The organism is Streptomyces sp. NPDC051740 (genome assembly GCF_044453165.1).
Classification (GTDB): Bacteria; Actinomycetota; Actinomycetes; order Streptomycetales; family Streptomycetaceae; genus Streptomyces; species Streptomyces atrovirens.
The window spans coordinates 350,710-375,444 of sequence record NZ_JBITCL010000005.1; the positions used below are offsets into that span (position 1 = coordinate 350,710).

The following is a 24,735-nucleotide window of genomic DNA, read 5'->3' on the forward strand; positions in this document are numbered from 1 at the left end:
AGTGCGGGTCAGGGGCGTTCGCGGGTGGCCGGGTTGTTCAGGCAGAGCGCGATGTTGCGGACCGCGGCGGTGAGTTCCTCGATCACCCGGGCCGCCTGCTCGGCGTTGTGGAAGGACGGGCTTCCTGTCAGTGCCAGGTCCAGTTCCTGCGCGGACCGGAGGGCCGGCCCGAGGCCTTCGAGGGAAGGGGACGCGGGCGCGGGCGCCTCGGCCGGCGCTGTGGCGGGCACGCTCGTACCGGCCGCGGGAAGGGGCCCCGGTGCCGTCGGGTCCGCCGCGGGTGTGCCGGAGACCGCGGGTGCCGACTGGTGTGCCGGCTCGGGCGTGGCCGGGGGTGCCGACGGGGCGGTCGGTGGGGCGGTCGGTGGTGTGCCGGTTCCCGGGTCTGCCCGGCGTCCGTCGAACGGGGCGGGGAAGGCGCCGAAGTCGCCGGTCACGGAGGCGCATTCCTCCGCTTCCGGCCGGTGCGGGTCCTGGGGGGCCCGCCGGTCGTGCGGGGACACGTCCGGCGCGTGGCGCGTGCGGGGGAGTACGAAGTGCTCGAAACCCGGGAACGAGGGAGTGGCGGGGTGGGTGGAGGAGCGTGGGTTGTACTCGGCCTGCCACTGCATGCGGTAGCGGTCGACCTGGTCGGCGCAGGCCGTGCGGGCGTGGAAGACGGCCGTGTCCTCCCCGAGGTCCGGGTACCAGAGGTTCGGGCCCGGGAAGCGCACGGTCCGCACCCGCGGCCTGATCGGCTCGGCGCACCCCATGCAGCAGCCCTCCGGCACCATGAGCGGGATGCCGCCGTCCTGCTCCGGCCAGCGGGGACCGCCTTCCCATCGGTACTCCCCGTGGTGGCAGGGCGGCAGCTCGCCGCAGGCGCGGCAGACGGCGTAGTGCTCGGGGAGGACCCGCCAGTCGTGGCTGGCGGGGGCGCACCAGTGCTTCGGTGTGGAGCGGGGCAGGTTCTCGTTGCGCAGCACCAGCACCACCGGGCGCTTGTAGAACTCGGCCCGCTCGGGGGCCGGTTTGACCGCCTGGTTGTTGGCCCGCCGCAGTTCGTTGGCGTGCCACCACAGTTCCACGTGGTCGCGCCAGGCCTTCTCGTAGGAGTCCGGCCACCAGTTGCTCGGGTAGCCGTTGATCTCCAGGATCCGCCACCCCTGCCGGTCCAGTACCACGATGGAGCCGGCTCGCAGTCGCATGTGCGTTCCGTTGTCCCCCTCGTCCGGCCAGTCGTGACGGCCGATACGAGTGGGCTGGTCTGGGAGCCACCTGCGAACCTGCATGTCATGCTCCTCGGCAACGAAACTTCATAGTTTCAACTGGGGCAGTGGGCAACATTCTGAACAATCAGGACGTTTGGGGCGCTGTAGACACGCGCACGCTGCTGACAGCAGATGATCGAAAAGGTCTTCCGCGGCATCGTTTTCTTTCGCGCGACCCCCTGCCACCAGGCTTTTTCGCCTCTCGGGCCATCGGCGGGGGTGGACTTCGCGGAGGCCGGGGCAGCGGCTTCGTACCCCGGTGATGGGGCCTGACACTCACCCGTACGTGTGATGAGGTTCAGGCTGTCGCCACTCCGTACGTGTGCATCACCTCGCGGGACCGTCATCCCGCGCGCCCGGAATGATCAGAGCGGCGGCCCCTGGAGCTCTTCGTCCTCGGCCAGCCGTTCCCAGGGCAGGTCCCGCAGCGAGGGCTCCGCGTCGCAGCCGGAGGGTACGCGCGGGGAGGGCTGGAACCAGATGACGGTGAGGCGGGAGCGGTACAGGGAGCGGTCGTGGGCCGGGTCGAGCGCCTCGGACCGGAAGCTGCCGACGCACGTCACGCTGGGCAGCACCTCCACGGGGCCGAAGGCACCCGCGTACTGGTCGGGGTGCTCGCGCGGCGGCGGGATCAGGTGGACCGGGGTGCCGGGGAAGGCGCTCTCGGCGGACCGGAGCAGCCAGTCGATCGTCCTGTCGTTGAGGGGCTTGCACGGGTAGCCCTCGAGCAGTCCGCCGTACGTCGACGACATCCGCAGCTCGGAGAGGTCGACCGAGCGGCCGGAGTCGAGGAGGACGCGGGCGAGTGACATGGTCGGCGCTTTGGAACAGTGGTGCATCGGGGTCTTTCGGTTTTCCGGGAGAGGGCGTGGGTGGCGGGCGAGGGTGGTCAGGGGCGGTGTCCCGTCATTCGTGCCGCCGACGCGATCGTCGCGCGGGCTTCGCGTTCGGACAGGCCGGTGCTGAGGGCCGCGCCGACCAGGGGGTCCACCAGGGCCGGGCCGATTCCGTCCTCGTAGGCGCGGCAGGCCGCCCAGAACAGGCGGGTGTTGCGCTGGCCCTCGTGTGCCGCGAGGACGAACTGGATCAGGCCCTGGCCGTGTCCGTCGGCCGGCGGGGGCGCCGGGTGGTGGGTGCGGGGCGGTGGGAGGAGCAGGCGCAGGAGGGCGGGCGGGCAGGGTGCCGGGGGCAGGCGCCCGGTGCCCGGAGCGGTGGTGTACGGGCCGTGGTCGGTGTGGGAGCCGGGGCCGACGAGATAGCCGCCGGCGCCCCGGATGTCGATGCCGGGGGCCAGCCGGCCCGCGGAGTTGGGGACGACGACGTCCGGCGGGCCGCTCAGCCACAGGTGGCGGCCGCCGCTCGGGGTCAGGACGATCACCGTGGCGGGGATCGTGAACAGGTGGCGTCGGGCCAGTTCGCGCAGGGCGGCGAACGAGTCCGTACCGGTCTTGGTGTCCAGGTCGACGCCGATGAGGTGATGCGGGGGCAGTCCGCAGGCGATGCCGTAACCGGTGGCGCGGGGCGCGGCGGCGAACAGTGCGCGGATGCGGGTGGGGTCGGTGGAGGCGTCGTGGACGCCGTGGCCGAAGCGGCCGCACTCGCCGTGACAGGGCGGACTCAACGGCTCCGGGTCGTCGTGGTGCGGGGAGCGCAGGGCCGGGAGCTTCGTCCGGGACAGGGGGATGACGGCCAGTCCGCGTTCGGCGGCTGACAGGGCGTGTGCGAGGGCCAGGGTCGCGGCCTGCCGGTCGGTGGTGGCCATGCCTCCATTTTCGTACACATGTTCGAGGATGGGAAGGGGGGCGTGCGGCGCGCCGGAGTGGGGCGTGGGTGGGAAAGGTGGCGGAACGCTTCGTCCCTTACGGGGAGCGGGGTGGGGAGTCCTGTCGGAAAGGGGTGGGATTCAAGGGGCGCGTCTGGGTTTATCGCCTTGTCGTCACGCTTGCGTGCGAATGACGTCGTCCGGGGTGGTTCGCCGGGGACTCCCTGGGCAATCCTGATCTCGCGACGTCGTGCACAGTACCGGGGCGGGGGGACAACTTCCCTGGTGACAGCCGTACTTCACGCACGCACGGTCATGAGCCACACACGGTCATGGGCCGGTGCGTCCTTGTTCTGGAGGGAACACAACATGGCAAGCATCCGTACCGCCCGCGTCATCGCCGCGGTCTCCGCCCTGCCGCTCGCGGCCGCCCTCTTCAGTGGCGTCGCGGCGGCGGACAGCGGCGCCCTCGCGGACGACGGATCGAACGCGACGGCCACGAGCTCCGAGGCCGACGCCCTCGGCAGCGGTGTCGGCGGCGACAACTTCGGCAACTCGGCCACCTCGCAGCAGCAGGCCACCGGAGCCGGCGCCACGAACCAGAACAACACCGCCCAGGTCACCGGCTCCGCCTTCACGACCGTCAACCAGGGCAACGACAACGTGGTCATCGGCTTCACCCCGCTGTGGTGAGGCCGGCGCCCTGACCGTGCGGGTGTGCTTGGTGGGGTGCGGGGCGTCCGGGCGGCGGTGCTTCGGTACCGTCGCCCGGACGTTCCGGGGGCGGTCCCTCAGGGGCCGACCCGTAGTACCCCTCACCCGCTGCTCCACCTTCAGGAGGTGCAGCCGGCCCCACCCCTACAACCTGAGGGGGACGTGCCTTCGGGACCTGCGGGCGATCCGCCGGACCGGCCCCGCTCATAGCGTTGAGCCATGACCACACCCGTCTGCACCAGCGCTTCGAAGGCCGCCACTCCAGCGACAGCGGCGCAGACCCTCCCGTACCCGTCGTTCTCGTCGTACATGAGGGCTCGCCAGCCGGTGCTCCTGCGTACCGCCCGGTCGCTGACCGGGAATCCGAGCGACGCGGAGGACCTGCTGCAGACCGCGCTCACCAAGACGTACGTCGCCTGGGAGCGCATAGAGGACCACCGGGCGCTCGACGGCTATGTCCGCAGGGCGCTGCTGAACACGCGCACCTCGCAGTGGCGCAAGCGCAAGGTCGACGAGTTCGCCTGCGACGAGCTGCCCGAGCCCGCCCCGGTGCCCGGCGGCGACGACCCGGCCGAGCAGCAGGCACTGCGCGACGCGATGTGGCGGGCGATCATGCGGCTGCCCGCGCGGCAGCGGGCGATGGTCGTGCTGCGGTACTACGAGGACCTCAGCGAGGTGCAGACGGCAGAGGTGCTCGGTGTCTCGGTGGGCACGGTGAAGTCGGCCGTGTCGAGGGCGCTCGGCAAGCTCCGCGAGGACGCCGAACTGGGGCTCGTCCGCGGCTGACGCGCACCGGTCCGCCGACGCGGCGTGATCGATCATTCGCTCCCCTAGTGACATACCGCGCGGTATGTGCGCAGAATCAGCGCAACTCTTACCGCCCCGAAGGCAATGTCGCCCAGGAGGACGCCGTGCTGAGCACCATGCAGGACGTACCGCTGCTGATCTCGAGGATCCTGACCCACGGGTCGACGATCCACGGCACCTCACAGGTGACCACCTGGACCGGCGAGGGCGCACCGCACCGCCGTTCCTACGCGGAGATCGGCGCCCGGGCGGCCCAGCTGGCCCACGCCCTGCGCGACGACCTCGGCGTCACCGGCGACGACCGGGTCGCCACCCTCATGTGGAACAACGCCGAGCACGTCGAGGCGTACTTCGCGATCCCCTCCATGGGCGCCGTCCTGCACACCCTGAACCTCCGCCTCCCGGCCGAGCAGCTCGCGTGGATCGTCAACCACGCCGCCGACCGGGTGATCATCGTCAACGGTTCGCTGATCCCCCTCCTCGCGCCGCTGCTGCCGCACCTCAAGACCGTCGAGCACGTGGTCGTCTCCGGTCCCGGCGACCGTTCCGCGCTGGCGGACGCCACCGCGCGGGTGCACGAGTACGAGGACCTGCTCGCCGGGCACCCCGTCGCCTACGACTGGCCGGAGCTGGACGAGCGCGCCGCCGCCGCCATGTGCTACACCTCCGGCACCACCGGCGACCCCAAGGGCGTGATCTACAGCCACCGCTCCATCTACCTGCACTCCATGCAGGTCAACATGGCGCAGTCGATGGGCCTGACCGACCAGGACACCTCGCTGGTCGTGGTCCCGCAGTTCCACGTCAACGCCTGGGGCCTGCCGCACGCCACCTTCATGACCGGTGTCAACATGCTGATGCCGGACCGCTTCCTGCAGCCCGCCCCGCTCGCCGAGATGATCGAGGGCGAGAAGCCGACCCACGCCGCCGCCGTCCCCACCATCTGGCAGGGTCTGCTCGCCGAGCTGACCGCCGAGCCCCGGGACGTCTCCTCCCTCACCCAGGTCACCATCGGCGGCTCCGCCTGCCCGCCCTCCCTGATGGAGGCGTTCGACAAGCTGGGCATGCGGGTCTGTCACGCCTGGGGCATGACGGAGACCTCCCCGCTCGGCACCATCGCCCGCCCGCCGGCCCACGCCGTGGGCACCGAGGAGGAGTTCGCCTACCGGCTGACCCAGGGCCGTTTCCCGGCCGGCGTCGAGGCCCGCCTCACCGGCCCCGGCGGCGAACGCCTCCCCTGGGACGGCGAGTCCGCCGGTGAGCTGGAGGTCCGCGGCAACTGGATCGCCGGCGCCTACTACAACGGCCCCGAAGCGGAGCCCCTGCGCCCCGCCGACAAGTTCAGCGAGGACGGCTGGCTGAAGACGGGTGACGTCGGGACGATCTCCGCCGACGGTTTCCTCACCCTCACCGACCGCGCCAAGGACGTCATCAAGTCCGGCGGCGAGTGGATCTCCTCGGTCGAACTGGAGAACGCGCTGATGTCCCACCCGGACGTCGCCGAGGCCGCCGTCGTCGCCGTCCCGGACGACAAGTGGGGCGAGCGCCCGCTGGCCACGGTCGTCCTCAAGGAGGGCTCCACCGCCGACTTCACCACCCTGAGGGCCTTCCTCCAGGAGGAGGGCAGGATCGCCAAGTGGCAGCTCCCGGAGCGCTGGACGGTGATCACGTCGGTGCCGAAGACCAGCGTCGGCAAGTTCGACAAGAAGGTGCTGCGCAGGCAGTACGCCGCCGGGGAGCTGGACGTCACCCGGCTCTGACACCCGCGTACGCCGGATGCGCCGGGCGGTGGGGCGGAACCTCACCGCCCGGCGGCGTGCGGCTCCGCCACCGGTGGACGGGTGAGTCGTACGGCGACGGCCGTCACCGCCGTACCGCCGTGCTCCCCCAACCCAGCGCCAGCCAGACCGCCGCCACCGCCGACACCCCGCCCCAGCCGAAGTGGGTGAAGGCGGTGCCCGCGAGGGCCGAGGCGGTGGCGCCGCCGGCGAAGCCGGAGACGACGTAGGCCGTGTTGGCGACGGCCGGGCTGGAGGTGGTGGTCAGGGCGAGGGTCTGGTTGGCGACGTGGGAGGCGACCAGGGCCGCGTGGATCGCGGTCGCGGCGACGAACAGCGCCCAGATGACCTGCCCGCCCAGCCAGAACAGCGGCACGGAGACGGCCGCGAGCAGATACGCCCCCCGTACGACCCTGGCGGCGCCGAAGCGGTCGACCAGCCCGCCCGCCAGCGGCGCCACCGCGCTCGCCGCGAGCCCGAAGAGGCCGAACAGCCCGGCGGTGGCGGTGGACAGGTCGTAGGCCGGGCCCGTCAGCAGCAGGGCGAGCGAGGTCCACAGGGCGCTCCACGCGCCGAACATCCCCGCCTGGCGCACCGACGCGCGCCACAGGTCGGGCGAGCGGCGCAGCAGTCCGGGCAGTGCGGCGAGGCCGCCGAACAGCGAGCCGTCGCGGCGGCGCCGCCCGGACGGCAGGACGAGGGCGGTGGCGACGCCCAGGGCGAGCGTGAGGACGGCCGCGCCCGCGAACACCCACCGCCAGCCGAAGGCCTCCCCGGCGAGACCGCCGAGGACCCGGGCCGCGACGATGCCGGTGAACAGGCCGGCGATCACGGCCGCGACATGGCGGGCGCGGCGGGCGGCGGGAGCGCGTTCGGCGACCAGCGGGACGAGGAGCTGCGGTACGACGGTCCCGGCCGAGGCGACGAACACGGCGATCGCCAGCGCGCCGGTGCCGGGGGCGACCGCACTGGCGATCAGGGCGGCGGTGGTGACCAGGGTCAGGACGGTGACCAGCCGGCGCCGGTCGGCGGTGTCGCCGAGCGGGGCGAAGAAGAGCAGGCCGACGGCGTAGCCGAGCTGGGCGACCGAGGCGATCCAGGCCACGGCGGACGGTGTGGAGCCGAAGTCGCGGGCGATGAGGGAGAGCAGCGGCGCGGCGAGGTAGATGTTGGCGGCCGTGACCGCGGTGCAGACGGCGATGAGCGTGAGGAACGCGCCGGAGCCGCGGGACGGACCCGGGCCCTGACCGGGAGCGGTGACCGGTGGCCTGCGGCCCTGCCGGCCGGTGGCGCTGGGCGCTGAGGACATGAGCGGAGTACCCCTTCGAGCCTACTCTAACAACTAACTGGTTGGTTGGCTGATGGAGGGAACAGTCTGCGCCCCCGCCGGATTCCATGTCAACCAAACAGTTGGTTACAAGTGGCGCTACCCTGTCCCCATGGCAGTCAGGGACCCCGAGGCCACCAAGGCACGGATCTTCGAGGCAGCGGTCGCCGAGTTCGCCCGCCACGGCATCGCCGGCGCCCGCATCGACCGCATCGCGGCCGAGGCGAAGGCCAACAAGCAGCTCATCTACGCCTACTTCGGCAACAAGGCGGAGCTGTTCGCGATCGTCCTCGAGCGGAAGATGCTGGACCTCGCCGAGTCCGTCCCCGTCGACCCGGACGACATCGAGAGCTGGGTCGACCGGCTGATGGACTACCACGCCGCCCACCCCGAACTGCTGCGCCTGCTCTTCTGGGAAGGCCTGGAGTACGGCACCGACGAGCTGCCCCACGAGGGCGAACGCCAGGAGCACTACGTCCGCAAGGTCGCCCTGCTCCAGGACGGCCAGGACCGGGGCGTCGTCACCGACGCCATCCCGGCCGGCGACCTGCTGTTCCTGCTGACCGCGCTGGCCAACTGGACGGCCGTCGTCCCGCAGATGCGCCGCATCCTGGTCGGCGAGGAGGCGGACGACCGTGTCCGGCTGCGAGCCTCCGTGAAGGAGGCGGCGCGCCGCCTGGTCGCCCGCTGACCGCGGTGCGGGTCAGTTGGTCCCGATCCGCGACAGCAGGTCGACGATCCTCTCCTGCACCTCTTCACTGGTGGACCGCTCCGCCAGGAACAGCACCGTCTCGCCGGAGGCCAGCCGCGGCAGGTCCGCCTGGTCGACGGCGGCCGTGTAGACGACGAGCGGGGTGCGGTTGAGCTGCCCGTTCGCCCGCAGCCAGTCGATGATCCCGGCGGGCCCGGCCTGGCGCGGGTGCACCCGCATCAGGTCCATCACCACCAGGTTCGGCCGGAACTGCCCCGCCAGCGCCACCGCGTCGGCGTCGCTCGCGGCCCGCGCGACCTGCATCCCGCGCCGCTCCAGCGTCCCGGTCAGCGCCAGCGCGATCTCCGCGTGCTCCTCGATCAGCAGCACGCGCGGAGGGTGCTGATCGCTGTCGCGCGGCGCGAGCGCCTTCAGCAGTACGGCGGGATCGGCGCCGTACGCGGCATCGCGCGAGGCCTGTCCGAGCCCGGCCGTGACCAGCACCGGCACCTCGGCGGCCACCGCGGCCTGCCGCAGCGACTGCAGGGCCGTACGGGTGATCGGCCCGGTCAGCGGGTCCACGAACAGCGCGGCGGGGAACGCCGCGATCTGCGCGTCGACCTCCTCGCGCGAGTGCACGATCACCGGCCGGTAGCCGCGGTCGCTCAGCGCCTGCTGCGTGGTGACGTCCGGCGCGGGCCACACCAGCAGCCGGCGCGGGTTGTCCAGCGGCTCCGGCGGCAGCTCGTCGTCCATCGGCTGCGGACGCGGCGGGTCCGCCACCTCGACGGCTCCGCCCGGACCGTCCAGCGGCTCGGGCCCCTCGGCGGCGTCCGCGTCGGGCGCCCCTATGGCGTACGACCGTCCGGTGCCCTCGGTCGCCGGCGCGAGCCGGGAGTGCGCCGGCGCGTGCGCGTGGGCGGGCTCGGCCGACGGGTGCGGACGCGCGTTCTGCTCGCTGCCCGCGGCCGGGTCGGGGCGCGTACCGAGCTTGCGGCGGCGGCCGGAGCCACCCGGCTGGTGCGGGGGAGGCGTGGCCGACGGCAGCGGCTGCTGCACCTGGGCGGCCTGCCGGTTGAACGGCACCCCCTGCCCCAGCGTCCGCACGCTGATCGCCCGCCCCTGCGTGGAGTTCGGATCGACCGGCGCCGAGGCCTCCGCGGGCAACGGCTGAGCGGCCCGCTGCACCGGAGCGCCCTCGGGCGGCAACGGGGTGCCGGCGGCGGGAGTCGGCTGCGACGGACCCGCGGCCGCCGGTACGGCCACACCGGCACCGGAGGTGTCACCGGCGGCGGGCCACTGCTGTGGGACGGGACCACCTTCGGCCGCAGCACCCGTCCCGGGCACGGCCTCGGCGGGAAGCGGCTGAGCGACGGGAAGCGGCTGCGCCGCCTGCCCCTGTGCGGGTACGGGGGCACCGTGCGCCGGGAGTGCGGTGCCTTGCGGCGGGGCGACGGCGCCGTGTGCCGGGGCGGGGCTTCCTTGTGGAGGAACGGCCGCGCCTTGTGCCGGCACGGGAGCGCCCTGCGGGGGGACGGTCGCGCCCTGCGCGGGGACCGGAGCCCCATGCGCTGGGGCCGCGCCGCTTTGCGCCGGGACCGCAGTGCCGTGTGCGGGGACCGGAGCGCCCTGCGGGGGAACGGCCGCGCCTTGTGCCGGCACGGGAGCGCCCTGCGGGGGGACGGTCGCGCCCTGCGCGGGTACGGGGGCGCCGTGCGCCGGGACCGCAGCCCCCTGTGCCGGGACCGGAACCCCCTGCGGGGGAACGGCCGTACCTTGTGCAGGGACGGGGGCCCCAGGTGCTGAGGGTGTGGCGCCTTGCGGCGGGATGGCCGCACCCTGTGCCGGGACCGGAACCCCTTGCGCGGGAATCGCGGCGCCCTGCGGCGGAACCGGAGCGCCGTGTGCCGGAACGGGAGCGCCCTGTGAGGGGATGGCCGCGCCCTGTGCGGGGACCGGAGCCCCATGTGCTGGGGCCGTGGCCCCTCGCGCCGGGACCGCGGCGCCGTGTGCGGGGACCGGAGCGCCCTGCGGGGGGACGGCCGTGCCCTGTGCGGGTACGGGAGCAGCCCCTTGCGCCGGGACCGCGGCGCCGTGTGCCGGAACGGGAGCCCCCTGCGAAGGAACACTCGCCCCCTGTGCGGGGACGGGAGCACTCTGCGGCGCCGCGGGAGTGCCCTGCGGCGGGACCGTGGCCCCCTGGGCCGGAACAGCCACCCCCTGCGCGGGCACGGGAGCACCCTGTGGCGGAACCGGAGCGCCCTGCGGCGCGACAGGCGCCGCACCCCACTGCGCCGAAGCCCCTGGAGCCTGGGCGGTCGCCGTCTGCGCGGCCGGAGCGGGGGCCTCGGCGGGTGTGCCCTCGGGCTCCGCCGGCTGGGCGACGGCCCGCCGCCGGCGGCCCGTCGGCGCGCTGGTGGGATGCGGCTGCGGTGGGGTGTGATCGTCGGCCTGGTCGTGCGGAACGGCGTCATGGTGGCCGTTGTCGACCCCGGCCTGCCCGACCGCCCCGGCTCGTCCGACCGCCCCGGCTCGTCCGGCCGCGTCGGCCTGCCCGACCGCCTCGGCCTGTGCCGGCCGGCCGGTGTGCTCTTCCTGGTCCGCCTCGGCCGGTGGCAGTGCGAACACCGTACGGGGCGCGGCCTCCTGCGCCGCCGCCCGTTCGGTGGCGGCGGCCAGCGCACGCCGGCGCCGTCCCGTCGGCTGCGACTGCGCCTGCTCCGAAGCCTGAGCCGGAACATGCACCGCGACCTCGGCCTGGGGCGCGTCGGACGGCGCGGGCAGCGCCGGCGGCAGCGCGTGCTGTTCGCCGGACTCGTGCCGGGCACGCTGCCCGGACGGCCCCGGCATCCCCTGCGGCGGTACGGTCCCGCCCAGCCCCGTGTTCGACGCGGCGGCCCCCGCCGCATGCTCGGCGGCGGTGACGACGGCCCCCTCGGACACCCCGGCGGCCCCGGCGAGCTCGATCTCGGCACCCACCGCGGCCGGCGCGTTCTCGGCCGGCCGGCCGCGCCGCCGCCCGGTACCGCCGGACGCCTGCGCGGGCTCGTCGTCGACGGCGGCGGCAGCCCGGCGCCTGCGCCGGCCGGTGGGCGCGGAGTCCGTACCGGAGCCGTCGTCGGCGCCCGGCACCTCGCTCTCCAGGAAGGCGTCCACGGACGCGCGCCGCGCCCGGCGCCGCCCGCCGCCACCGGGGGCCGGCTCGGCGGGAACGGTCTCCTCGGCCGGCACCGCCACTTCGGCGGTCGGCACGGACCCCGCCCCGCCCCCGATCGGCACCTCGAGGACGAACGCGCTGCCGCTCATCCCGGGCACCTCGTGCGTCTGCAGCACACCGCCGTGCGCCCGGACGATCCCGCGCACGATCGGCTCGTGCACCGGGTCGCCGCCGCCGTACGGCCCGCGCACCTCGATGCGTACGACCTCACCGCGCTGCGCCGCCGCGACGACGACCGTGTTGTCCAGGTAACCGCCCGCCGAAACCGGCGTGTTGCCGGTCGCGTCGACACCCGCGACGTCCGCGACGAGATGCGCGAGGGCGGTCGCGAGCAGCCGCGGGTCGACCTCGGCCTCGATGGGCGGCGCGTGCACCGCGAACTGCACCCGTCCGGGGCCGATGAGCTCCACGGCCCCGTCGACCCCGGCGGCGACGACGGCGTCGAGCATCACCTTCGTACGGGCGATCTGTTCGCCGCCCGCGTCGAGCCGCTGGTAGCCGAGGACGTTGTCGATGAGGGTGGTGATCCGGGCGTAGCCGGCCGACAGGTGGTGGAGCACCTGGTTGGCCTCGGGCCACAACTGCCCGGCGTCGTCGGAGGCCAGCGCGGACAGTTCCCGGCGCAGCTCGTCCAGCGGGCCCCGCAGGGACCGCCCGAGCAGGGTGAGCAACTGGTCGTGCCGGGCGGCGAGGGCCTCGTAGCGGTCCTTCTCCCGCTCGCCGAGCGCGGCGTACCGCTCCTCGTTCGCGGCGAGTTCCTCCGCGTGCTGCTCGCGCAGCTCCTCCAGCTCGGTGACGTGGCCCTGGCGCAGGGCGGTGAGCTCGGAGCCGTGCTCCTCGGCGAGCCGCTCCAGCTCCTCGGCGTGCTCCCGCTCGGCCTGCTCCTTCTCCTCGGCGAGCGCGTCGTAGGGGCGGCGGTCGAGGAACGTCATGACGGCGCCGACGAGCTGGTCGCCGTCGCGCACCGGCGCGGTCGTCAGGTCGACCGGCAGCTTGTCGCCGTTCTTGGCGTACAGCACCTGACCGCGCACCCGGTGCTTGCGCCCGGAGCGCAGGGTGTCGGCGAGCGGGGACTCGTCGTACGGGAAGGGGGCTCCGTCGGCGCGCGAGTGCAGCACGAGCGTGTGCAGTTCGCGCCCGCCGAGTTCGCCGGCCCGGTAGCCCAGTATCTGGGCGGCGGCCGGGTTGACGAGGACGATCCGCCCGTCGGTGTCGGTGCCGACGACGCCCTCGGAGGCGGCGCGCAGGATCATCTCGGTCTGCCGCTGCGAACGCGCCAGCTCGGCCTCGGTGTCGACGGTGCCGGAGAGGTCGCGGACGACGAGCATCAGCAGCTCGTCGCCGGTGTAGCCGTAAGTGTCGTACGCCTGCTGGCCGGTCTCCAGATTCGCACTGGTGACCTCGACCGGGAACTCGGTCCCGTCGGTCCGCCGGGCGACCATCCGCGTCGGCTTGGTGCGGGCCCGGGGATCGATGTGGTCGGGCCGCCGCATGGACCCCGGGATGAGCTTGGAGTCGAACTCCGGCAGCAGATCCAGCAGCCCCCGCCCCACCAGGGCCGTGCCCGGGGTCTCGAAGGCCTCCAGGGCGATGGCGTTGGCGTTGACGACCGTCCCGTTGGCGTTGACCAGCACCAAGGCGTCCGGAAGCGCGTCCAGTATGGCTGCGAGGCGAGCAGTGCCCCGGGATGGCCTGCTGCTCACGAGACGCTTCCTCCCTGTTACCGCGACGTGCCGACCGCTCGGGCCATCTTGCCAACCTGCCCGCAGCGTGTCACGCGAGGGAGTCTAAGGGCTGGGATTGCGCTCGCGACGCCGGATGCGACGGACATCGCACGGGAAAGTGACGGCGGTGTGACGCCCGGTGGGCCCGGAACCCGGGACTGCCTGCGCCGACGCGCCACGAACCTTCGCGGGACCTTTACGCCCCCTGTGCCCCGACTCGCCACCACGCGCCCCGCCACTTCCGCCACTCGGGAGGTCTCCCTCACCCGCGTCCCCCGGCGCCCGCTTCGGGCAGCAGCGGCACCAGCCGGTCCCAGCGGGCGATCTCGCATCCGTTCGTACGGTCGTAGGCCGCGTCGACGGGACGGCCGGCCCAGGTGCCGGTGACGCGGGCGGTGGCGGGCCCGCCGTACTGCAGGGTGCAGACGGCGTCCCGCGGTGCCGGGGCGAAGGCGTCCCGCCCCCACCGTGCGTTCCGCTCGACGGCCGCACAGGCCCCGGCGGGGTCGGGGTGGCTGCCGCCACCGGGCCGGCACCGCACCTCGTACGTCCCGTCCACCCCGCCGCCCGCGTCGCGCACGGTGACGGTGAGGCGGTCACCGCGCGGAGGCGCGTCCTGCGCGTACGCCGCCGGGGGCGCGGTGGACAGCGAGGTGAGGGCCGCGACGGCGACGAGCCGCCGCAGCACGGGGCGCGCGGTGCCCGCACGCCGGATCCGCGACACGACCTGAGAGATGAGCTGTGACATGAGCTGCGACATGACCTGATCAACGCGCCACCGCGCGGGACGTTGCGCCATACCGACGCGACAGCCGGAAGCGCTTTGCCCTGCGGGCTCCCCGCCTAGTACCGTGGGTGGCGATTGGTGACAGCCCACGCGGGTGTGTCATCATCGGCACGCACCGATTCCACTCGCGCTCACGCGCGGAGGGTTCTGTGCATGGAGGCGTCGCCTAGTCCGGTCTATGGCGCCGCACTGCTAATGCGGTTTGGGTCTTAAAGCCCATCGAGGGTTCAAATCCCTCCGCCTCCGCACCGATCACGAAGCCCCGGCCCCTGCGGCCGGGGCTTCGTCGTTGTCTCCCCTGCCGATCCCGCGTTTGCGCAGGTCACAAGGGGTGGGCCAAACGGATTTCACATGGCGGCGGCAGTCATGTAATGTTCTTCCTGTCGCCGCGAGCGGGCCGAAAGGACCGGGGAGCGGCGAGAAAACTGAAGAGACAAGCACTCGTAGCTTAACGGATAGAGCATCTGACTACGGATCAGAAGGTTGCAGGTTCGAATCCTGCCGAGTGCACACAGGACAGAGGCCCCGGAGAGATCCGGGGCCTCTGGCGTTTCCGGGGTCATCGAGTCGTCGAGTCATTCGGTGTCGGCGTCCGCGTCGTCCGCGTGGGTGTCATGGCGGTGCGGGCCCCGCTGGCGCAGGAGTGCGGTGCGCAGGTAGTGGGTCAGGGCGGTGGCCGCCGCCGTGAGGAAGATGAAGGTGTAGAGGATCTGCAGGATGGTCACCAGGCGGGCCGCCTGGCCGTGCGGGGTGATGTCGCCGTAGCCGACGGTGGCGAGGGTGACCAGGGTGAAGTACAGGGCGTCGAGGCGGGTGTCGAGGCCGACGAGCTCGCCGGGGTTCTGGGCCAGGGCCAGGTAGGTGGTCGCGAAGACCAGGATGGACAGGGTCGTCAGCAGGGGGATGACCAGTCCTGGACGTATGTTCGGGTGTCCGAGCAGGACGCGGACCACCTGTCTCAGCAGCAGGACGGCCACGAGCGCCAGGGCGAGGACGAAGAGGGTCCAGCTCAGGGCCGGCCGGTGCGGGCCCAGACCGTTCAGGGGCAGGAGGAAGTAGGCGGTGACCATCGCCACCACACCCGTCACCCCGACCAGTCCGGGCCAGAAGGTCCTCCAGCCCGCGAACGTGCGCTCTACGCCCGGGACTCGCGGCGCGGTGCGCACAGGGCCCAGATGATGAAGCCGTCGATGATGAGGAGGGCGATCGACCAGACCGGTGCGTGGGGCAGCCACACGAAGTTGGCGACCATGCTGAGCCCGGCCAGCGCGATGCCCACCACGCGGGCCCAGGTGGCCCCGGTGAACAGGGCGAGACCGGCGACGGTCACCAGGGCGCCGAGGATCAGGTGGATCCAGCCCCAGCCGGTCAGGCTGAACTCGTAGGTGAAGTTCTGGGTGGTGACGAAGACGTCGTCCTGGGCGATGGCGGCGATGCCCTGGAAGATCGCCATGATGCCGCCGAACGTCATCAGGACCGCCGCTGCCGCCGTCCAACCCGTCGCCCAAGGGCTCCTGGCCTCCCACCCGGCCTGGTGGTGGCGCGTGCCGCTGACATTGCTCGCCATGTGTTCGACCTTTCGGCTGTCCCCGAGCGTTGCGGCCCCTCCACCAGGTTTGCACTCCGGTCCGCACTCGGCACCTCGGTGTCTCAGTCGGTGCGGCAGTGCTCCTCCAGGTAGTCGGCCGCGACCGTGTTCGCGCGGCGGAACCAGTCGTGGAGCACGGCGATCTCCTCCGGGGTGTAGTCGGCGAAGAGCTCGTTGACGCGGGCGTAGTAGGGGTCGTAGATCTCGCGCGTGCGGGCCAGGGCGTCCGGCAGCGCTTCCACGCGGACGCGGCGGCGGTCCGCGGGGTCGGGGCGGCGGGTGATGTAGCCCGCGCGTTCCAGGCGGTTGAGGATCCCGGTCATCGCGCCCGTCGTGACGTGGACGCGGTCCGCCAGCTCGCCGGCCGTGAGCAAGTCCTCGCCGGCCTCGATGACGAAGGCGAAACAGGTCAGGTCGGTGACGTTCAGACCGACCTGCTGGGCGATCTCGTGCCGGCCCACCAGGTGGGTCGCGACGAGCTGGTCCATCGCCCACAGCGCCTGCTCCGGCGTGGCGGGCTGGCGCGGCTTGGCTTGCATTCCGGTTTCCTCGTTTCTCTTAGATCGTGAGGAGTTTCGTGCTAAATCTCTTACGATGTGAGAGATTCTGGCGTCGGTGGCGGAGGGGCAGACACGTGAGCGCACATTCATATGACCACGGGCACACGGTCGCGGGGTGGACGGGTTTCGGGATCGCCGGGGCCGGTGCCGCGGTCGTGGGGTTCGGGATCGTCACGGTGTCCGGACCGCTGCTGGTGGGCGGGGCGTCGATCGCGCTCGCGGGCCTCGTCGTCACCTGGGTGCTGCACCTCGCCGGGTGGGGCAAGCAGCCGGGCCCCCGGCCGAGGGAGCAATGGGGGTGGCGGGTGCGGGACCTGAGCGCCCGGCAGGGGCACGCGCGGTGCCTGGGCTGCCGGCTGGCCGGCCGGGGGCGGGTCGCGGCGCGGGCGGCCGGGCCGGTCGTCGTACCCGCGGCGCGCGGTGGCGCACCGGACGCGCGGCCTTCCGTGGGGTCAGGGCGGACCGACGGCTGAACCGCGGCCGTTGTCAGTGGTGCCCCCTAGTCTCGGCAGAGATGGCACAGGCATGGCGATGTTCGGGGCTGCGATGGTCGGCGGACGGTCCCGTACTGGCGTGGGAGGGCGGCCGGAGCTCCGCGCCGACCCGGGGGAAACGGGTGGCCTTCGGGGTCGGGGAAGGGGGAGTGCGGACATGTGTGGGGGCACGGGGGCACGCGTGTCCGCTCGGGGCGGCCGTTCCGGGGCGGAGCACGGGGGCGCGCTGCGAGGAGTGCGCCCGGCTGGACCGGGCGCACTCGGTGGCCGCCGACACCCTCGCGGACGACCCGCGGCCCTACCGCGTGTACCTGGCGTGGTTCGGGCCGGGGATGACCAAGGTCGGGATCACCGCGGTGCAGCGGGGGCCGGCACGGCTGCTGGAGCAGGGGGCGGTCTGCTTCAGCTGGCTGGGCACCGGGCCGCTGATGGCGGCGCGGCGCACCGAGGAGCTGCTGCGCGCCGCGCTCCGCGTGCCCGACCGGATCCCCTACGCCGACAAGCGGGCGGTGCGGGCGGTCCTCCCGGACGGGGAGGAGGAGCGGGCGGCGGAGATCGCCAGGTTGCACGCGCGGGCGGTCGCCCTGGACGGATGGCCGGCGTCGCTCGCCCGTGAGCCGTTCCGACCGGTCGATCACGTCGGGGTGTTCGGTCTTGCGGGGGTGCCGGCCGCCGTGGGGGAGGTGAGCGAGCTGGTTGCCGGGGGCGCGGTGAGCGGTGAGCTGGTGGCCGCCGCCGGCCCCGATCTGCATCTGGCGACGGGGAAGGGCGTCGTGGTGCTGGACACCCGGCTGCTGACCGGGTGGGAACTGCTCCCGGCCCCGGGACGGGAGTTCTCGGTGCCGGTCAGGGCGGTGAGGGACCGGGCGGTGGCGCAGGACGGGCTGTTCTGATCCGGAGGCCGCGACACCCGCTGGACGCTGTCGGCGAATCCGTCGGGCGGCCGCCCGGCACCATGAGGGGAGCGTTTCTCCCGCTATGACGCCGCTTGCGCGGTGTTTCGCCGGGAGAAACGCTCCCCTCACCGAACGGTGACGAGGTCCGCCGACAGCATCCCCCCGGACCCCGGACCCTGGACCCCGGTCGCGGTCGCGGGTGATCGTGGGCGGCATGAGTGCTCATCCCGACACCCGGACCGAAGCCGACGACGTACGGCGCTTCTGGGAGGGGCTCGGACTGCCCGGGCTCGTCGACGTGCACACGCACTTCATGCCGGAGCGGGTGCTGCACAAGGTGTGGGCCTACTTCGACGCGCTCGGGCCGCTGACCGGCGGCGTCGAGTGGCCGATCACCTACCGGGAGGAGGAGGCGGCACGGACCGCGCTGCTGCGGGAGTTCGGCGTACGGGCCTTCACCGCCATGCTCTACCCGCACAAGCCGGGCATGGGGCCCTGGCTGAACGGCTGGGCGGCCGACTTCGCCGCCCGCACCCCCGACTGCCTGCACACCTCCACCCTCTTCCCGGAGCCCGGGGTCGTGGACCACGTCCGGGACGCCGTCGACGCCGGCGCGCGGGTCTTCAAGGCACATGTGCAGGTGGGCGCGTACGACCCGGCCGACGAATCACTCGACGGCGCCTGGGGACTGCTCGCCGAGGCGGGCGTTCCGGTGGTGGTCCACTGCGGGTCCGGGCCCGCGCCCGGCAAGCACACCGGGCCCGGGCCGATCGCCCGGGTCCTGGCCCGGCACCCCCGGCTGCGGCTGATCGTGGCGCACCTGGGGATGCCCGAGTACGAGGACTTCCTGGACCTCGCCGAGCGGTACGGGGAGGTGCGGCTGGACACCACGATGGCGTTCACCGACTTCGGCGAACGCCTGGCGCCGTTCCCCCGGCGGGCCCTGCCCCGGCTGGCCGCCCTCGGCGACCGGATCCTGCTCGGCTCGGACTTCCCGAACATCCCGTACCCCTACCTCCACCAGCTCCACGCGCTGGAGCGGCTGGGGCTCGGGGACGCCTGGCTGCGGGCGGTGTGCCACGACAACGCGGCCCGGCTCTTCGGCCTGCCCGGCTGAGCGGGGCCGCCCCGCCCCGGCTGAGAACAGCCTGTGAGTTTCTCAGGTAAAACACAGGTTCCCGAAAGGGTGTTCTCAGAGGCCCCGGACATCGTGTGCGGTATGACCACGATCTCGCCCCAGGGGCGCACCGAACTGCTGAGGCCGGACGGGAGCCCCGTCCGCGTGCTTGTGGTGGACGACGAGCAGTCGATCACCGAGTTGCTGTCCATGGCCCTGCGGTACGAAGGCTGGCAGATCCGCAGCGCGGGTGACGGCCAGGGGGCCCTCCGCACCGCGCGCGAGTTCCGGCCCGACGCCGTCGTCCTGGACATGATGCTGCCGGACATGGACGGCCTGGCCATCCTCGGCCGGCTGCGCCGCGAGCTGCCGGACGTGCCCGTACTGTTCCTCACCGCCAAGGACGCCGTCGAAGACCGTATCGCCGGACTGACCGCCGGTGGCGACGACTACGTCACCAAGCCGTTCAGCCTGGAGGAGGTCGTCGCCCGGCTGCGCGGACTGATCCGCCGCTCCGGCGCGGCCGACCGCCGTTCCGAGTCGATGCTCGTCGTCGGCGACCTCACCCTCGACGAGGACAGCCACGAGGTCACCCGCGGCGGCGACAACATCCACCTCACCGCCACCGAGTTCGAGCTGCTGCGCTTCCTCATGCGCAACCCGCGGCGCGTGCTCAGCAAGGCCCAGATCCTCGACCGGGTCTGGTCGTACGACTTCGGCGGGCAGGCGAACGTCGTCGAGCTGTACATCTCGTACCTGCGCAGGAAGATCGACGCGGGCCGGGAGCCGATGATCCACACCCGGCGCGGCGCCGGCTACATGATCAAGCCCGCGGTCGCATGAGCGGACGGCGACGGCCGCGTCCGCAGCGGCGGGCACGCACCCCGCGCACACTGCGGACGCGGCTCGTCGTCGCGTCCGTGGTGCTGATCGCGGTGGTGTGCGCGGTGATCGGTTCCGTGACCACGCTGGCGCTGCGGTCACATCTCTACGAGCAGCTCGACGGGCAGCTGCGCGAGGTGGCCATGCGCGCGGCCGGCGGGCCGGTGGGCGAGCGGCCGCGCCCCGACCTGCTGAACCAGGAGGACCCCCTCGACTTCGTCGTCAAGGGGCCGCAGGGCTTCGGCACCATCGGCGCGGTCGTCGAGGACGGCACGGTGACCGAGGGGATCGTCAGCGAGTCCAAGGTGGAGAACGGCTTCACCACGCCCGAGGCCGCCGATCTCTCCGCGTCCCAGCTGGCGGCGCTCGCCGCCGTCCCGCAGGACCAGAAGCCGCACACCGTGGACGTCCCGGGGCTGGGCCAGTACCGGGTCACCTACGAGAGCGGCCGCAACGGGGCGTTCTACACCGCCCTCCCCACGGCGGACGTCGACAACACCATCAACACCCTGATCCTCGTCGAGATCAGCGTCACCGCCGCCGGCCTGATCGCCGCCTCCCTCGCCGGAGCCGTCATCGTCGGTGTCGCCACCCGCCCCCTCCGCAAGGTCGCCGCCACCGCCACCCGTGTCTCCGAACTGCCGCTCCACACCGGAGAGGTGAACCTCGAAGAGCGCGTCCCCGAGTCCGAGTGCGATCCGCACACCGAGGTCGGCCGGGTCGGTGCCGCGCTGAACCGGATGCTCGACCACGTCCACGGAGCGCTGCACGCCCGCCAGGAGAGCGAGACCCGGGTACGGCAGTTCGTCGCGGACGCCAGCCATGAGCTGCGTACGCCGCTGGCCTCCATCCGGGGGTACGCCGAACTCACCCGGCGCGGCCGGGAGCAGGTCGGCCCCGACACCCGGCACGCGCTCGGACGGATCGAGTCCGAGGCGAGCCGGATGACCCTGCTCGTCGAGGACCTGCTGCTGCTCGCCCGCCTGGACGCGGGCCGGCCGCTGCAGTTCGAGGAGACCGACCTCGTACCGCTCGTCGTGGACACCATCAGCGACGCCCGAGCCGCCGGGCAGGAGCATGTGTGGCGGCTCGAACTGCCCGACGAACCCGCGCCGGTGTGCGCCGACGCCGCCCGGCTCCAGCAGGTGCTCGTCAACCTGCTGGGCAACGCCCGCAACCACACCCCGCCGGGCACCACCGTCACCGCGCGGGTGCGCCGCAACGGACCCTGGCTCTGCGTGGACGTGGTCGACAACGGGCCGGGCATCCCGCCCGCGCTGCTCCCGCGCATCTTCGAACGGTTCGCGCGCGGTGACTCGGCGCGCACCCGTGCCACCGGTTCGACCGGTCTGGGCCTGGCCATCGTGCAGGCCGTGGCGACCGCCCACGGGGGTGCCGTGACCGTCGACAGCGTGCCCGGACACACCGCGTTCACGCTCCATCTCCCCGCCGTCGAACCGCGGTCGGCGCCCGAGCCGTACTCACAGCCGCGGCACAGCGTCACCACATGGGCACGACAGGGCGCCTGAGCAGAGTCGGTTCCATGCGAACCGATTCTTCTCCCGGCACCCTGCCGGCGCGGGAGCACCTCCCGGCCGCCGGAGCGGGCACGCCGGTCCTGGACGTAGTGATCCCCGTCTACAACGAGGAGAAGGACCTCAAGCCGTGCGTCCGCAGACTGCACGAGCACCTGACCCGCACCTTCCCCTACGCCTTCCGCATCACGATCGCCGACAACGCCTCCACGGACAGCACCCCGCACGTGGCCGGCCGGCTGGCGGAGCGGCTCCCGGAGGTGCGGTCGGTGCGCCTGGAGCAGAAGGGACGCGGCCGGGCGCTGCGGACCGTCTGGTCCGCCTCGGACGCCCCCGTCCTCGCCTACATGGACGTGGACCTGTCCACCGACCTCAACGCGCTGCTGCCGCTGGTCGCCCCGCTGATCTCCGGCCACTCCGACCTCGCCATCGGTTCCCGGCTGAGCCGCAGCTCCCGCGTCGTGCGGGGCGCCAAGCGGGAGTTCATCAGCCGCTCGTACAACCTGATCCTGCGCGGCTCGCTGCAGGCCCGCTTCTCCGACGCGCAGTGCGGGTTCAAGGCGATCCGCCGTGACGTGGCCCAGGTGCTGCTGCCGCTGGTGGAGGACAGCGGCTGGTTCTTCGACACCGAGCTGCTGGTCCTCTCCGAGCGTGCGGGGCTGCGCATCCACGAGGTGCCGGTCGACTGGGTCGACGACCCCGACTCCACCGTGCACATCGTGAAGACGGCGACCGACGACCTCAAGGGCGTCTGGCGGGTCGGCAAGGCCCTCGCCACCGGCTCGCTGCCGCTGGACCGGCTCGCCCGCCCCTTCGGCGACGACCCGCGCGACCGCACCATCCAGGACGTACCGCAGGGACTGGCCCGCCAGCTGGTCGGCTTCTGTGTCGTCGGCGCCCTGTCCACCCTCTTCTACCTGCTGCTCTACAGCGGCTTCCGGACCTTCACCGGCTCCCAGATCGCCAACGGGCTCGCCCTGCTGGTCTCGGCGGTCGCCAACACCGCCGCCAACCGGCGGCTCACCTTCGGGGTGCGGGGGCGCGGCGGGGCCGTGCGGCACCAGGCGCAGGGGCTCGTCGTCTTCGGCATCGGTCTCGTCCTGACCAGCGGCTCGCTCGCCGCGCTCAACACCGCGACCAGCGACCCCGCCCACTCCACCGAGCTGGCGGTCCTCGTCGCGGCCAACCTCGCGGCGACCGTGCTGCGGTTCCTGCTCTTCCGGGCGTGGGTGTTCCCGGACCGCGGCCGGTCCCACGAGACCCCCGCCGCTCCCGCCTGGCAGGACGCCCCCGCCGCTCCCTCCTGGCAGGACGCGACCCTGCCGCTCCAGCCGGTCCGCTCGCCGCTCCCCACCCGTCCGTCCAGCCCTTCCAGCCCTTCCGACCTCGACCCGAGGGACTTCCGATGACCACGCAGTACGACCAGACGAGTCCCCCGGCGGACCCCGCCACCTGGGGACCTCCGGAAGAGGGCCGCCACACCGCCCCCGGACCGGACGAACCCCGCGGACCCCTCGCCCGCAGAGCGTGGCGCGGCTGGCCCGAGGACCCCCGCTGGGTGCGCCCCGCCTTCCTCGGTCTGCTGCTGGTGACCGGGCTGCTCTACCTCTACGGCCTGAGCGCCTCCGGATACGCCAACTCCTTCTACTCGGCGGCCGTCCAGGCGGGCAGCGAGTCCTGGAAGGCGTTCTTCTTCGGCTCGCTGGACGCGGCGAACGCCATCACCGTGGACAAGCCCCCGGCCTCGCTGTGGCCGATGGAGCTCTCGGTGCGGATCTTCGGCCTGAACTCCTGGGCGATCCTGGTGCCCGAGGTGCTCATGGGCGTCGGCACGGTCGCCGTCGTCTACGCGGCCGTACGCCGCCGCTTCAGCCCGGCGGCCGGGCTGATCGCGGGCGCGGTCCTCGCGCTCACCCCGGTCGCGGCGCTGATGTTCCGGTTCAACAACCCGGACGCGCTGCTGGCGCTGCTGATGTCCGTCGCCTGCTACCTCGTCGTCCGCGCCCTGGAGGACGGCCGTACGAAGTGGCTGGTGTGGGCCGGGGCCGCGATCGGCTTCGCGTTCCTCGCCAAGACCCTCCAGGCCTTCCTGATCCTCCCGGCCCTCGCGCTGGTCTACGGCGTCTGCGCGCCGGTGCGGCTGAAGAAGCGGCTGGGGCAACTGGCCCTGGCGACCGTCGCGCTGGTCGTCTCCGGCGGCTGGTGGGTGGCGGTCGTCGAGCTGTGGCCGGCGTCGTCGCGCCCGTACGTCGGCGGTTCGCAGAACAACAGCTTCCTGGAGCTGACCTTCGGCTACAACGGTCTCGGCCGGCTCAACGGCGAGGAGACCGGCAGCGTCGGCGGCGGTGGCGGCATGGGCGGCGGCGGACAGTGGGGCGAGACCGGCTGGGACCGGATGTTCAACTCCGAGATCGGCGGCCAGATCTCCTGGCTGCTGCCCGCCGCGCTGATCCTGCTCGTCGCCGGCCTGGTCCTCACCCGGAAGGCCGCGCGGACCGACCTCGCCCGCGCCTCGTTCCTGGTGTGGGGCGGCTCGCTGCTGATGACCATGGTGGTCTTCAGCTACATGGCCGGCATCTTCCACCAGTACTACACGGTGGCCCTCGCTCCGTACCTCGCGGCCGTGACCGGCATGGGCGCGGCGGCCCTGTGGGAGAAGCGGCGGGCACTGTGGGCGTCGCTCGCCCTCGCGGCCGCCGTCACGGCCACGGCGGCCTGGGGGTACGTACTGCTCAACCGCACGCCCGACTACCTGCCGTGGCTGAAGTGGCTGGTCCTGGTCGGCGGGCTGGTCGCCGCCCTCGGGCTGGTCTTCGCGGGCAAGGTGGGGCGGCGGGTGGCGCTCGCGGCGGCGGGGCTGGGCCTGGTGGCCGCGCTGGCCGGTCCGACGGCGTACACGCTGAGCACCGTGCAGGAGGGACACACCGGTTCGATCGTCACCGCCGGTCCGGCCGGGGCGAGCATGGGCGGCGGTCCCGGCGGGGGCGGCGGCGGCTTCCCCGGCGGGGGCGGACCCGGCGGGCAGAACCAGCAGGGCGGCCAGGGGCAGCAGGGCGGTCAGGGCCAGGGCCAGACCCCGCCCGGCGCGGGCGGCACCGGCGGCTTCCCCGACGGCGGACCCATGGGCCAGAACGGCCAGAACGGCCAGGGCGCCCCGCAGAACGGCACCGGGAACAGCGCCGAGGGCCGCATGGGTGGCGGCGGCATGGGCGGTCTGCTCGGCGGCGCGGACGTCGACTCCGAGGCGAAGGAACTGCTGGAGGCCGACGCCGGCGACTACACCTGGGCCGCCGCGGCCATCGGCGCCCAGAACGCCGCGAGCTACCAGCTCTCCACCGGAGAACCCGTGATGGCGATCGGCGGCTTCAACGGCACCGACCCGTCCCCGACGCTCGCCCAGTTCAAGAAGTACGTGGCGGACGGAAAGATCCACTACTTCGTCGCCGGCGGCGGCATGGGCGGCGGAATGGGCGGGGACTCCGGAAGCTCCTCGCAGATCTCCACCTGGGTGCAGGAGAACTTCAAGGAGGTGACGGCCGGCTCGGCCACCTTCTACGACCTCACGCAGAAGACGACCGACAGCTGACGGTCCCCCGATGGGGGACG

Annotated in this window: 20 protein-coding genes and 2 tRNA genes; 13 read left to right on the forward strand and 9 right to left on the reverse strand. The window is 73.1% G+C overall.

Annotation, left to right across the window (positions count from 1 at the left end):
- Positions 1-8: 8 nt before the first annotated feature.
- From ACIA6T_RS11530 to ACIA6T_RS11540, 3 genes are all read right to left on the reverse strand, one after another.
- The gene (locus ACIA6T_RS11530; RefSeq protein ID WP_399446327.1) at positions 9-1,187 is read right to left on the reverse strand and encodes a hypothetical protein; all 1,179 of its coding nucleotides are present in this window, start codon (positions 1,185-1,187) and stop codon (positions 9-11) included.
- Between the two features lie 428 nt (positions 1,188-1,615).
- Positions 1,616-2,062 carry a hypothetical protein gene (locus ACIA6T_RS11535; protein ID WP_399446328.1) on the reverse strand — a complete coding sequence of 149 codons (447 nt, stop codon included), beginning with the start codon at positions 2,060-2,062 and terminating at the stop codon, positions 1,616-1,618.
- Between the two features lie 77 nt (positions 2,063-2,139).
- Entirely contained in the window at positions 2,140-3,012 is an 873-nt protein-coding gene (locus ACIA6T_RS11540) for a bifunctional DNA primase/polymerase (protein WP_399446330.1), read from the reverse strand.
- Between the two features lie 369 nt (positions 3,013-3,381).
- On the opposite strand from ACIA6T_RS11540, the gene ACIA6T_RS11545 reads away from it, so the two are divergent.
- The 3 genes from ACIA6T_RS11545 (at position 3,382) to ACIA6T_RS11555 (ending at position 6,293) form a co-directional block, all read left to right on the forward strand.
- Complete coding sequence (locus ACIA6T_RS11545) at positions 3,382-3,705, forward strand: hypothetical protein (RefSeq protein WP_399446331.1); 324 nt, start codon at positions 3,382-3,384, stop codon at positions 3,703-3,705.
- Positions 3,706-3,945: 240 nt separating this feature from the next.
- The gene (locus ACIA6T_RS11550; protein ID WP_399446332.1) at positions 3,946-4,512 is read left to right on the forward strand and encodes a SigE family RNA polymerase sigma factor; all 567 of its coding nucleotides are present in this window, start codon (positions 3,946-3,948) and stop codon (positions 4,510-4,512) included.
- 137 nt (positions 4,513-4,649) lie between these two features.
- Complete coding sequence (locus ACIA6T_RS11555; RefSeq protein WP_399446419.1) at positions 4,650-6,293, forward strand: long-chain fatty acid--CoA ligase; 1,644 nt, start codon at positions 4,650-4,652, stop codon at positions 6,291-6,293.
- Between the two features lie 103 nt (positions 6,294-6,396).
- Here the strand turns inward: ACIA6T_RS11555 and ACIA6T_RS11560 are convergent, their stop codons facing one another.
- Positions 6,397-7,620, reverse strand: coding sequence for an MFS transporter (locus tag ACIA6T_RS11560; RefSeq protein WP_399446333.1), 1,224 nt, complete (start codon positions 7,618-7,620; stop codon positions 6,397-6,399).
- A 130-nt stretch (positions 7,621-7,750) separates the two neighbouring features.
- Between ACIA6T_RS11560 and ACIA6T_RS11565 the strand changes: the two genes are divergently transcribed.
- Complete coding sequence (locus ACIA6T_RS11565) at positions 7,751-8,329, forward strand: TetR family transcriptional regulator (RefSeq protein WP_399446334.1); 579 nt, start codon at positions 7,751-7,753, stop codon at positions 8,327-8,329.
- A gap of 12 nt (positions 8,330-8,341) precedes the next feature.
- Here the strand turns inward: ACIA6T_RS11565 and ACIA6T_RS11570 are convergent, their stop codons facing one another.
- Positions 8,342-13,249 carry a PAS domain-containing protein gene (locus tag ACIA6T_RS11570; protein WP_399446335.1) on the reverse strand — a complete coding sequence of 1,636 codons (4,908 nt, stop codon included), beginning with the start codon at positions 13,247-13,249 and terminating at the stop codon, positions 8,342-8,344.
- A 283-nt stretch (positions 13,250-13,532) separates the two neighbouring features.
- The gene (locus tag ACIA6T_RS11575; RefSeq protein ID WP_399446420.1) at positions 13,533-14,018 is read right to left on the reverse strand and encodes an SSI family serine proteinase inhibitor; all 486 of its coding nucleotides are present in this window, start codon (positions 14,016-14,018) and stop codon (positions 13,533-13,535) included.
- 194 nt (positions 14,019-14,212) lie between these two features.
- Here ACIA6T_RS11575 and ACIA6T_RS11580 point away from each other — a divergent pair.
- Both ACIA6T_RS11580 and ACIA6T_RS11585 read left to right on the forward strand, forming a co-directional pair.
- Positions 14,213-14,303, forward strand: a tRNA-Ser gene (locus ACIA6T_RS11580).
- 191 nt (positions 14,304-14,494) lie between these two features.
- A tRNA-Arg gene (locus ACIA6T_RS11585) sits at positions 14,495-14,567 on the forward strand.
- A gap of 65 nt (positions 14,568-14,632) precedes the next feature.
- On the opposite strand, the gene ACIA6T_RS11590 is transcribed toward ACIA6T_RS11585, so the two are convergent.
- The 3 genes from ACIA6T_RS11590 to ACIA6T_RS11600 form a co-directional block, all read right to left on the reverse strand.
- Positions 14,633-15,127, reverse strand: a complete 495-nt coding sequence (locus tag ACIA6T_RS11590; RefSeq protein WP_399446421.1) for a potassium channel family protein — start codon at positions 15,125-15,127, stop codon at positions 14,633-14,635.
- Positions 15,128-15,192: 65 nt separating this feature from the next.
- Complete coding sequence (locus tag ACIA6T_RS11595; protein WP_399446336.1) at positions 15,193-15,624, reverse strand: hypothetical protein; 432 nt, start codon at positions 15,622-15,624, stop codon at positions 15,193-15,195.
- 83 nt (positions 15,625-15,707) lie between these two features.
- Positions 15,708-16,184 (reverse strand): MarR family winged helix-turn-helix transcriptional regulator, encoded by a 477-nt coding sequence (locus tag ACIA6T_RS11600; protein WP_399446337.1) that lies wholly within the window; start codon positions 16,182-16,184, stop codon positions 15,708-15,710.
- Positions 16,185-16,279: 95 nt separating this feature from the next.
- Here ACIA6T_RS11600 and ACIA6T_RS11605 point away from each other — a divergent pair, with 95 nt between their 5' ends.
- The 7 genes from ACIA6T_RS11605 (at position 16,280) to ACIA6T_RS11635 (ending at position 24,715) form a co-directional block, all read left to right on the forward strand.
- A complete protein-coding gene (locus ACIA6T_RS11605) occupies positions 16,280-16,678 on the forward strand; it encodes an HGxxPAAW family protein (protein ID WP_399446338.1) in 399 nt (132 codons plus the stop codon).
- 41 nt (positions 16,679-16,719) lie between these two features.
- The gene (locus tag ACIA6T_RS11610; protein ID WP_399446339.1) at positions 16,720-17,592 is read left to right on the forward strand and encodes a DUF2797 domain-containing protein; all 873 of its coding nucleotides are present in this window, start codon (positions 16,720-16,722) and stop codon (positions 17,590-17,592) included.
- Positions 17,593-17,809: 217 nt separating this feature from the next.
- On the forward strand, positions 17,810-18,712 hold the full coding sequence (locus tag ACIA6T_RS11615; protein WP_399446340.1) for an amidohydrolase family protein: 903 nt from the start codon (positions 17,810-17,812) through the stop codon (positions 18,710-18,712).
- Between the two features lie 102 nt (positions 18,713-18,814).
- Positions 18,815-19,555 (forward strand): response regulator transcription factor, encoded by a 741-nt coding sequence (locus ACIA6T_RS11620; RefSeq protein WP_398927433.1) that lies wholly within the window; start codon positions 18,815-18,817, stop codon positions 19,553-19,555.
- Positions 19,552-21,123: a sensor histidine kinase gene (locus ACIA6T_RS11625; protein WP_399446341.1), complete on the forward strand. Its 1,572-nt coding sequence runs from the start codon at positions 19,552-19,554 to the stop codon at positions 21,121-21,123. Before ACIA6T_RS11620 ends, ACIA6T_RS11625 begins: the two co-directional genes overlap by 4 nt.
- A 14-nt stretch (positions 21,124-21,137) precedes the next feature.
- On the forward strand, positions 21,138-22,538 hold the full coding sequence (locus tag ACIA6T_RS11630) for a glycosyltransferase (RefSeq protein WP_399446342.1): 1,401 nt from the start codon (positions 21,138-21,140) through the stop codon (positions 22,536-22,538).
- Positions 22,535-24,715 carry an ArnT family glycosyltransferase gene (locus ACIA6T_RS11635; protein ID WP_399446343.1) on the forward strand — a complete coding sequence of 727 codons (2,181 nt, stop codon included), beginning with the start codon at positions 22,535-22,537 and terminating at the stop codon, positions 24,713-24,715. Before ACIA6T_RS11630 ends, ACIA6T_RS11635 begins: the two co-directional genes overlap by 4 nt.
- Positions 24,716-24,735: the final 20 nt, after the last annotated feature.

Bases quoted from the DNA above. Each gene is read 5' to 3' on its own strand.
- ACIA6T_RS11530 (WP_399446327.1), bottom strand. From the start codon at position 1,187: ATGCGACTGCGAGCCGGCTCCATCGTGGTACTGGACCGGCAGGGGTGG.
- ACIA6T_RS11535 (WP_399446328.1), bottom strand. From the start codon at position 2,062: ATGTCACTCGCCCGCGTCCTCCTCGACTCCGGCCGCTCGGTCGACCTC.
- ACIA6T_RS11540 (WP_399446330.1), bottom strand. From the start codon at position 3,012: ATGGCCACCACCGACCGGCAGGCCGCGACCCTGGCCCTCGCACACGCC.
- ACIA6T_RS11545 (WP_399446331.1), top strand. From the start codon at position 3,382: ATGGCAAGCATCCGTACCGCCCGCGTCATCGCCGCGGTCTCCGCCCTG.
- ACIA6T_RS11550 (WP_399446332.1), top strand. From the start codon at position 3,946: ATGACCACACCCGTCTGCACCAGCGCTTCGAAGGCCGCCACTCCAGCG.
- ACIA6T_RS11555 (WP_399446419.1), top strand. From the start codon at position 4,650: ATGCAGGACGTACCGCTGCTGATCTCGAGGATCCTGACCCACGGGTCG.
- ACIA6T_RS11560 (WP_399446333.1), bottom strand. From the start codon at position 7,620: ATGTCCTCAGCGCCCAGCGCCACCGGCCGGCAGGGCCGCAGGCCACCG.
- ACIA6T_RS11565 (WP_399446334.1), top strand. From the start codon at position 7,751: ATGGCAGTCAGGGACCCCGAGGCCACCAAGGCACGGATCTTCGAGGCA.
- ACIA6T_RS11575 (WP_399446420.1), bottom strand. From the start codon at position 14,018: ATGTCACAGCTCATCTCTCAGGTCGTGTCGCGGATCCGGCGTGCGGGC.
- ACIA6T_RS11590 (WP_399446421.1), bottom strand. From the start codon at position 15,127: ATGGTCACCGCCTACTTCCTCCTGCCCCTGAACGGTCTGGGCCCGCAC.
- ACIA6T_RS11595 (WP_399446336.1), bottom strand. From the start codon at position 15,624: ATGGCGAGCAATGTCAGCGGCACGCGCCACCACCAGGCCGGGTGGGAG.
- ACIA6T_RS11600 (WP_399446337.1), bottom strand. From the start codon at position 16,184: ATGCAAGCCAAGCCGCGCCAGCCCGCCACGCCGGAGCAGGCGCTGTGG.
- ACIA6T_RS11610 (WP_399446339.1), top strand. From the start codon at position 16,720: ATGGCACAGGCATGGCGATGTTCGGGGCTGCGATGGTCGGCGGACGGT.
- ACIA6T_RS11615 (WP_399446340.1), top strand. From the start codon at position 17,810: ATGAGTGCTCATCCCGACACCCGGACCGAAGCCGACGACGTACGGCGC.
- ACIA6T_RS11620 (WP_398927433.1), top strand. From the start codon at position 18,815: ATGACCACGATCTCGCCCCAGGGGCGCACCGAACTGCTGAGGCCGGAC.
- ACIA6T_RS11625 (WP_399446341.1), top strand. From the start codon at position 19,552: ATGAGCGGACGGCGACGGCCGCGTCCGCAGCGGCGGGCACGCACCCCG.
- ACIA6T_RS11630 (WP_399446342.1), top strand. From the start codon at position 21,138: ATGCGAACCGATTCTTCTCCCGGCACCCTGCCGGCGCGGGAGCACCTC.
- ACIA6T_RS11635 (WP_399446343.1), top strand. From the start codon at position 22,535: ATGACCACGCAGTACGACCAGACGAGTCCCCCGGCGGACCCCGCCACC.